7 protein-coding genes and 1 pseudogene are annotated in these 8,345 nt (G+C 37.0%); 4 read left to right on the forward strand and 4 right to left on the reverse strand.

Translation table 11 applies throughout. The features are described from left to right. Positions 1-143: 143 nt before the first annotated feature. Entirely contained in the window at positions 144-731 is a 588-nt protein-coding gene (locus CL42_RS14990; RefSeq protein ID WP_035270397.1) for a 1-acyl-sn-glycerol-3-phosphate acyltransferase, read from the forward strand. Between the two features lie 31 nt (positions 732-762). On the opposite strand, the gene CL42_RS14995 is transcribed toward CL42_RS14990, so the two are convergent. From CL42_RS14995 to trpS, 4 genes and pseudogenes are all read right to left on the reverse strand, one after another. Continuing rightward, positions 763-1,500: a sulfite exporter TauE/SafE family protein gene (locus tag CL42_RS14995; protein WP_035270398.1), complete on the reverse strand. Its 738-nt coding sequence runs from the start codon at positions 1,498-1,500 to the stop codon at positions 763-765. Between the two features lie 169 nt (positions 1,501-1,669). Then, a pseudogene (locus CL42_RS15000) lies at positions 1,670-3,378 on the reverse strand (flotillin domain-containing protein). Between the two features lie 18 nt (positions 3,379-3,396). Next, positions 3,397-4,035, reverse strand: coding sequence for a YqiJ family protein (locus CL42_RS15005; protein ID WP_035270401.1), 639 nt, complete (start codon positions 4,033-4,035; stop codon positions 3,397-3,399). A gap of 386 nt (positions 4,036-4,421) precedes the next feature. Continuing rightward, positions 4,422-5,435 carry a tryptophan--tRNA ligase gene (trpS, locus tag CL42_RS15010; RefSeq protein ID WP_035270403.1) on the reverse strand — a complete coding sequence of 338 codons (1,014 nt, stop codon included), beginning with the start codon at positions 5,433-5,435 and terminating at the stop codon, positions 4,422-4,424. Between the two features lie 202 nt (positions 5,436-5,637). On the opposite strand from trpS, the gene CL42_RS15015 reads away from it, so the two are divergent. The 3 genes from CL42_RS15015 to CL42_RS15025 form a co-directional block, all read left to right on the forward strand. Then, the gene (locus CL42_RS15015; protein ID WP_035270406.1) at positions 5,638-6,561 is read left to right on the forward strand and encodes a DUF808 domain-containing protein; all 924 of its coding nucleotides are present in this window, start codon (positions 5,638-5,640) and stop codon (positions 6,559-6,561) included. Between the two features lie 56 nt (positions 6,562-6,617). Continuing rightward, positions 6,618-7,517: a neutral zinc metallopeptidase gene (locus CL42_RS15020; protein WP_035270407.1), complete on the forward strand. Its 900-nt coding sequence runs from the start codon at positions 6,618-6,620 to the stop codon at positions 7,515-7,517. A gap of 204 nt (positions 7,518-7,721) precedes the next feature. After that, the coding region (locus tag CL42_RS15025) for a cation:proton antiporter (RefSeq protein ID WP_035270409.1) at positions 7,722-8,345 on the forward strand (624 nt) is incomplete at its 3' end.

An 8,345-nucleotide genomic window follows, 5' to 3' on the forward strand; every position in this document is an offset into this window, starting at 1 on the left:
AATGAAATTATTTAACTAAATACATGAGCCAATTTAATTGATGTATAGATAGAAAAACAGCGATAGTAAAACCTAATACATATTTTGAATAAAAGTAATGCCAAAGCTGTTACAATCCCGAAAATTTACATCTGTATATTTATATGTTTGAAAAAATTGCTGAAAAGAGTTTAAATGCATTAGGTTGGGAAATTGATAACCATTGGCCTTTAGATTTAGACCAATGCGTCATGATTGCTGCACCACACACCAGTAACTGGGATGCTTTATATGCGCGATTAGCGCTCAAAGCTTTAGGTGTAAATGTCAGAATTACAATTAAAGACAGCTATATGAAGTTTCCATTTGGTCCTTTTGTCCGGGCTATGGGAGGGATCGGAATTAATCGCCGACCAAAGAAAGAGGGAGAAGAAAGACCTAGCATGGTGCAATTAATGGCAGATCTTTTTAAAGATCATCCAAAATTGGTCATGTTGGTGACGCCCGAGGGAACAAGGTCAAAACAAGAAAAATGGAAAACGGGTTTTTACCATGTGGCAATTACAGCGAATGTCCCAATCGCTTTAGCATATATGGATTACAGTCAAAAAAAATGTGGTGTAGGTAAAATTATTTATCCTACTGGAGATATAGAAGTGGATATGGCAGAAATTATGGAATTTTATTCAAAGATTTCAGCTAAATTCCCAGAAAAATTTAGCGTTGACCAAAGATATTCGCACAACAGTTAAGATATGGAGAAGGCAGAACAATCTGCCTTTTTTAATAAAAGAAAATTGCGTTTAAGGTTAAAATAAAGCCTGAAAAAAACAATAAAGTTAAGACAATCGATTTAAATTTTTGCTCAGATATTTGATAAAAAATTTTTGCACCAATGATCGTAGGTAGGCTAACTGCAAAGATTAAAATCCACAAATAAGACAAGTGATTCACGTTAATGGTCTGGTTAAATAAATAGATGATCAAAGTAAACAGTTGGATGGCAAAATTAAAATGTCGAAGAATGTTGCGTTGCTCATGTTTAGGAAGTTGTTTAAGCATCACCCAAGCCGAGGGAATTGCACCACAGAATCCACCGAGCCCACCTAAAATTCCACCCAAAAAACCAATCAAGCCGTCCATCTTGAGTCCTGTATCTTTTAAGCAATGTAGTTGCGGATTAAAGAACATGAGTGGACACCAAATTAATAAAAATATCCCAAGTAGTAATTTGAACGTGTCTGCATTGATATAATGAAGCAAAAAAGTACCCAAAGGTACTCCAATTAAGCCAGCGATAATATAGACCCAAACGATAGAAGGCTTTATAAAGGTTCTTGGTTCTTTATACATTGAAATGATGTGACACCATAGTGATGCACAAACGACCAAGGGGGCGGTGATCTGAGGCGGTAGAATCCATACCCAAAAAGACATCGCAATAAGAGCGAAGGCAAAACCTGTGAGTCCTTGAATAAATCCAGCAAAAATTGCGCCTAGAATAAAGATACATAATGTCATAAGGTGACTGCATCAATTGCTAAAGCAGGAGTAAAAGAAAAATGCATGAGATCGTCGGATAAGGAAAACTGATCAATCCTAAAATAATATTTGTTATCTTAAAAATAATAAGAACAGCAATAGCTAGCAGTAAAGCGAATAAAAGCCCTGAAAATCAGGGCTTTTATCATTAATTGGAGTTAGGTTTTAGGTTTTGTGTTAGACCGTTGATGTCCCCACCCTGAATACCAAGTTCACTCATTAAGCTGTCAATAAGAGGTGCTTGCGAACGATATCTAAGTGCGCTATTCACCACTTGATCTGAAAGTGCAACGGATTGTGATTGATCTGATTGATCAGCTGAAGTTGTGGCGCCAGTAATGCCACCAAGACCATTCACTTGTAATATCTTGATATCATCAATATTTTCCATTGGTTTAACACTTTCACGGATGATTTCAGGCAAATACTTCAAAAGTGCCAAACGAATTTGCATCTCAACTTGTTCGCTCGACAAGATATTATTTGCTTCATTGACTGCGCGTGTCCCTTCAGCATCGACTTGGTATTGTTTTTCTAAAGCTTGAGCCAATAAAATTTTAGCATCAGCTTCACCTTTAGCTTTTAGGCGAACTTTTTCTGCTTCTGCTTCAGCCGCAGTACGCACAGCTTCAGCCTCATCTACAGCAGCTTGTTTTGATGCCTCGGCAGCCACAGTAATTGAAATAGCATCAGTTTCTGCAGCCTGTTTTGCAGCAACAAGTTCAACCGCTTTAATACGCTCAGCTCGCTGTGTTTCACGAACAGTCACAACTTCTTCCTCGGCTTTCACTGCTTGCGCACGAGCTTGGTCAGCAAGTGCTTTGGCTTGAGATTCAGCACGAGATTTCTCGGCAATCGCGATTGCGCGATCTTGTTCCGCAAGTTCAATGGTTTTCTTTTGTTCTACTTGCGCTTGTTCAATAATTTGTGCTTTTTGAATATTTTGATTTTCGACATCACGTGCAGCTGAAATACGTTTTAATTCAATTTCACGTTCTGCAGCGATTTGTGCTTCTTCTGCCTCACGTTTTTTGGCAGCTTCTTGTGTTGCAATTTCAGCAAGTTGTTCAGCTTTTCGAATCGAAATTTCACGCTCTTGTTGCATCTTTGCGTATTCTTCTTCACGCAGGATTTGAAGGCGTGCTTGTTCAGCTTCTAAATTTTTCGCTTTAATGGCTAAGTCAGCATCTTGTTCAATATCGTTACGTTTTTTTCGACGATCTTCAATAGTTTCTGTTAATTTTGTTAAACCTTCTGCATCAAATGCATTTTGGCGTTAAAAAATTTAAAGCTGGTCTGATCAAGTCCTGTTAAAGATACAGTTTCGAGTTCTAAACCATTTTTGAACAGATCTTCTGAAACAACTTGTTGAACTTTCTGTACGAAATCGACACGTTTTTCATGTAACTCTTCCATAGCCATTTCTGCTGCTACTGCACGCAGGGAATCTACAAATTTACCTTCAACCAAATCTTTTAATTCATTTGGTGACATGGTTTTTTGACCCAAAGTTTGTGCTGCGGTAGCAATCGATTCAGCTGTTGGCTTAACACGAACATAGAACTCAGCCATCACATCTACACGCATTCGATCACGCGTAATCAAGGCTTGATCAGCTGCACGTTTAACTTCTAAGCGAAGGGTATTCATATTGACAGGAATGACTTCATGTAAAACAGGAAGTACAATTGCACCACCTCCTAGTATAACTTTTTCCCCACCAAATCCAGTTCTGACAAATGAAACTTCCTTGCTAGAGCGTTTATATAGTCGTGCAATAATGGTTCCGATGACAACCAGTGCAATGAGAATAAGTCCTGCAATTATAATAATTTGATAAAAACTTGAACTAAACATTTTTTTCTCTAAGTTGATTTATTGTGAAATTGCTTGAAAGCCTTTGAAACTACGTTGTGTAAGTAAGACTTGCTGACCTTGTACGAATATTTCGTCAGCTTCAGGTTCGACCAAAATGTAATGTGTTTGACCAAAGCGATCTTTGAGTTTTGCTTGCGCAGGATAGTGCAGTCGAGCAGTGCCTAAAATGATTTCTGCTCGAAGTCCAATTAAATCGTCGCTATGAATTGCTGTGGTTTCATCTTTAGGGATGATCTTTACTATCCATCTTGAGAATAGCCGTACGAATGGCATACAGACCACAAGTACCAGTGGAGTAATGAGCCAGACTGTTAAAAATGATCCAAATACATGATGGATGATAGATTGGGCTAAGAAGCCAACAATTGAAAAGGTCGTGAGAAAGATGATCAGCCAAATTAATACAGGAATACGTCCAAGATAAAGCCAATCTAAAAATTGAATCCAAATACTAGATTGATGGTCAACGATCATTTCAGGAGAAGAATCTAATGAACTAGGTAGAAATTGCTCTAAAAATCCTTGACTACTGAGACCTGTTATTAATAGAAAGACTTCAAGAATGCCTATAAAAAACATCAAGCAGATACTAATACTGAAGAATAGGTTCGACGGATTTATAAACATGTCCCACATGGGTAGTCTCTTATAGATATTAGAATTTTTATCAAATTTTAATCAAAATAATAAAATAAAGTGACGTAATTATCAATTATATAATATTGATTTCATTTTGAATGGATTCAACATAAAAAAATACGCAGTGATTGGGGTGATCACTGCGCAGAACAACGAATCTGCTTACACAGTTTCGGTTAAGGAGAAATGTTATGAATTTTGGGGGTATTCATAACAGTAATTAAATGATATTCAATTTCATTTAGCAACTCATTGGTAGTCGGGTTAAAACGTGTAAGATTACGTTAATAAGTTTAATTGAAGGTTAATTTTAAATAGGCTAATAAGTAGCCATAAAAAAGCCGCAATGTGATGCGGCTTTAAGTGTGCTTATTTTTTAGGGATTAAAATTTAAAAACACCTAATCCAGCTTTAACTTCATCCAATGTTGCTTGCGTAATATCACGACATTTGTCAGTACCAGTTTTTAAGATATCCATAATATAATCAGGATCCTTAGCAAGCTCCATACGACGTTCACGAATAGGCGTGATCAACTCTTTTAGAACACCTTCAAGGCGTTTTTTGACTGTACCATCACCTAAACCACCACGACGATAGTGATCTTTAAGCTCTGCTACTTCTTCTGGATTTGGATCGAAAGCATCTAAATAAGTAAATACAACATTACCTTCCACCTGACCTGGATCTTCAATACGAAGATGATTAGGATCTGTATACATTGCATTTACAGCTTTTTTAATGTCTTTATCAGAAGCATCTAAGACAATTGTATTGCCCAATGATTTAGACATTTTAGCTTTACCATCAAATCCTGGTAATCGACCAACATTCGATAGCAGTGCTCTACATTCAGGCAAAAGCTCTTGACCAATCTGACGATTTAAACGACGAACAATTTCATTTGTTTGTTCAATCATTGGAATTTGGTCTTCACCCACGGGCACAATCGATGCTTTAAAAGCAGTGATATCAGCTGCTTGAGCAACTGGATAGCATAAGAATCCAGCTGGGATGTCACGCTCGAACCCACGCATTTGTATTTCAGACTTAATCGTAGGATTTCGTTCTAGTCTTGAAACTGTGACAAAGTTTAAATAAAGCATTGTCAGCTCATTCAAAGCTGGCAAGCTTGATTGAACGCAAATTGTTGTTTTTGTCGGGTCGATCCCAACAGCGAGATAGTCAGTTGCAACTTCAATAATATTACGTCTAACTTTTTCGAAGTTATCAGCATTGTCTGTAAAAGCTTGTGCATCAGCCAATAATAGATGTTGGTGATGGGAATCTTGCAAACCTACTCGTGAACGTAAAGAACCGACAAAGTGGCCTAAATGAAGTTGTCCAGTTGGACGGTCACCTGTCAAAATAACAGGGCGATTATCTTGATTACTCATTTTCTATACCAAAGTCATCAACACTAGGGCTGAATTTTTAAAATTTCGCAATATTGTACGGCATTATTTTTTTTTATGTCAGCATAAAGCATCGAAAGATTCGAATTAAAAACGCCTTATTTGAGATAGTATTAATAATGTTGATACAGAATAAATTGAAATAGAAGAATAAAATTCCAAAAAACAAAGAAGGATAACAATAATGGCAAATAGTTTATTGGTGCTATTAGATGATATAGCCACCATTCTTGATGATGTTGCGCTGATGAGTAAAATGGCTGCAAAAAAAACGGCCGGTGTATTGGGTGATGACTTAGCACTCAATGCTCAACAAGTTAGTGGTGTGAAAGCCGACCGTGAATTGCCTGTCGTTTGGTCTGTTGCAAAAGGCTCATTTGTTAATAAATTAATTTTGGTTCCATTAGCATTATTAATTAGTGTGATTGCACCTTGGCTTATAAATCCATTATTGATGTTAGGTGGATTATTTTTATGTTATGAAGGTGTAGAAAAAGTAATTCACTCATTACACCATAAAAAAGCTAAAACATCTGAACAGGCCGAAAAAGAACTCGAAAACTTAAATGTAGATCTAGCAACTTTTGAGAAAGATAAAATCAAAGGCGCGATACGAACAGACTTTATTTTATCTGCTGAAATTATCGTGATTTCATTGGGTACAGTTGCAGCAGCTACTTTTGGAATAAAGGTTGCAGTCTTGTCAGTCATCGCAATTTTAATGACGATTGGTGTTTATGGTTTAGTTGCTATGATTGTTAAAATTGATGATTTGGGATTTTATCTCGTCAAACAAACGTCTACATTGAAACAAAGAATTGGTCAGGGCTTACTTGCTTTTGCACCTAAACTTATGAAGACACTAACCATTGTCGGAACAATCGCGATGTTCTTGGTCGGTGGTGGTATTATTAATCATACCATCCCATTATTTCATCACTTTACTGAAGATTCAGTCGATTATATTGAACATATTCCAAATGTAGGCAGTATCATCGGTGCTTTAACCCCGACGTTCTTAAACTTTGTCATAGGTTTTATTGCAGGACTTATTGTTTTGGTCGTTGTTTCAGGAATACAAAAACTTTGGAACGCTAGAAAAGTTTAGAGTTTGGTGAAATAACGTATTATAAGATGTTATATGATTAAAAAAGGGCTGAGATTATGCGTTGGAAAGGCCGGAGAGTAAGTAGTAATTTAGAAGATCGCCGTGGAGGTGGTGGGGCTAAAGCTGGTGGAATTAGTATTCTCGGTTTAGTTGTTGCATTTGTTGCTTGGAAATTTTTTGGGGTTGATCCACAACAAGCCTATCAGGCAACTAAACAAGTGACTTCTAATAATCAGCAACAAGCGATAGGGATTGAAAACCCAACACCCGAGCAACAAGAAACAGCGGCATTTGTTGGTACGGTACTCGCTGATACTGAAGATACATGGACCACCGTTTTTCAAAAACAGGGAATGCAATACCAAGCACCGAAACTTGTGATGTTTAGTGGTGTAGTCAATTCAGGCTGTGGAACAGCTCAGTCAGCGATGGGGCCATTTTATTGTCCTGCAGACCAAAAAATCTATATTGATACTGATTTTTTTAAAGATATGCGTCAGCAAATGGGTATATCGGGTGAAAGAAATCAATCAGAATTATCTACACAAAATGCTGCTGGTGACTTTGCACAAGCTTATGTGATTGCGCATGAAGTCGGACATCATATTCAAAATCTCTTAGGTATTTCAACTCAAGTCCAACAAGCTAGACAACGAGCTACTGAAGCTCAAGGGAACCAATTATCAGTTCGTTTGGAACTGCAAGCTGATTGTCTAGCTGGTGTGTGGGCAAAAGATACACATCAACGAACTCAATTCTTGGAGCAAGGTGATGTTGAAGAGGCAATGGATGCCGCACATAAGATTGGTGATGATTATCTTCAGAAAAAGGCTAGAGGACATGTGGTTCCTGATAGCTTTACCCACGGCACAAGCCAACAAAGAATGTATTGGTTCGATCGTGGCATGAAAACAGGTGATGTGAATCAATGTGATACATTCAATGCCTCAATCTAAATCTACCAAGCAGAATCGATTGATTTTTTTGCAAAGTTAAAACATGTAGCCTGCTAATGGAATAATTTATTAGGAAGGCTACACATCTTTAAAAAAAAGGGATTGCGAGTAATCATTCTTTATATAAAATAAATAAATGGCTATAGTTTTTTCATTTAAAATTTAAATGATCTCATTTAAATAAAACATATCATAGAGTGCAAAATGGGCAACTTTTTTTTTCTCCAAGTATTTACAGTGGTTTTTGCCCTCTCAATTGCCACCACCATATTCAATAAACGAATTCTAGGTTTTCCCCAAGCGATAGGGGTGCCAATTGTTTCAGCAATTTTTGTCTTTATTCTACAATGGGCCGCCAATTTATTAGGGGATAATCGTTTTATCACCATTAATTTGGCGAATATTGAAGAAGCAGTACGTCATATTGATTTTTATGATTTTCTCGTAAATGGTGTTATTTGCTTCATTCTTACATCGTCGGCATTGAAATTTAAAGTGTCTGATTTAAAAGTATATTGGAAGCCAATTAGTATTCTTGCCACTATTGCTTTGGTTTTGTGTGCAGCATTGTTTGGTGGATTATTATTTGGATTTCAATATTTGATTGGTAACCCTGTACCAATACTCGTACTTTTATTACTCGGTTCTGCTTTAGGTGCTACAGATCCAATCGGAATCAAAGGGGTACTCAGTTCTGTACGTGCACCACATCATCTAATGGTGAAATTGGAGGGTGAATCACTTTTCAATGATGCAATGTGTATTGCTGTATTTATGACGTTGTTGAATGTACTTGAAGGCGAGCATTTTAGTCTGTTACTGACACTA

The organism is Acinetobacter sp. Ver3 (assembly GCF_000632455.1).
GTDB lineage: Bacteria > Pseudomonadota > Gammaproteobacteria > Pseudomonadales > Moraxellaceae > Acinetobacter.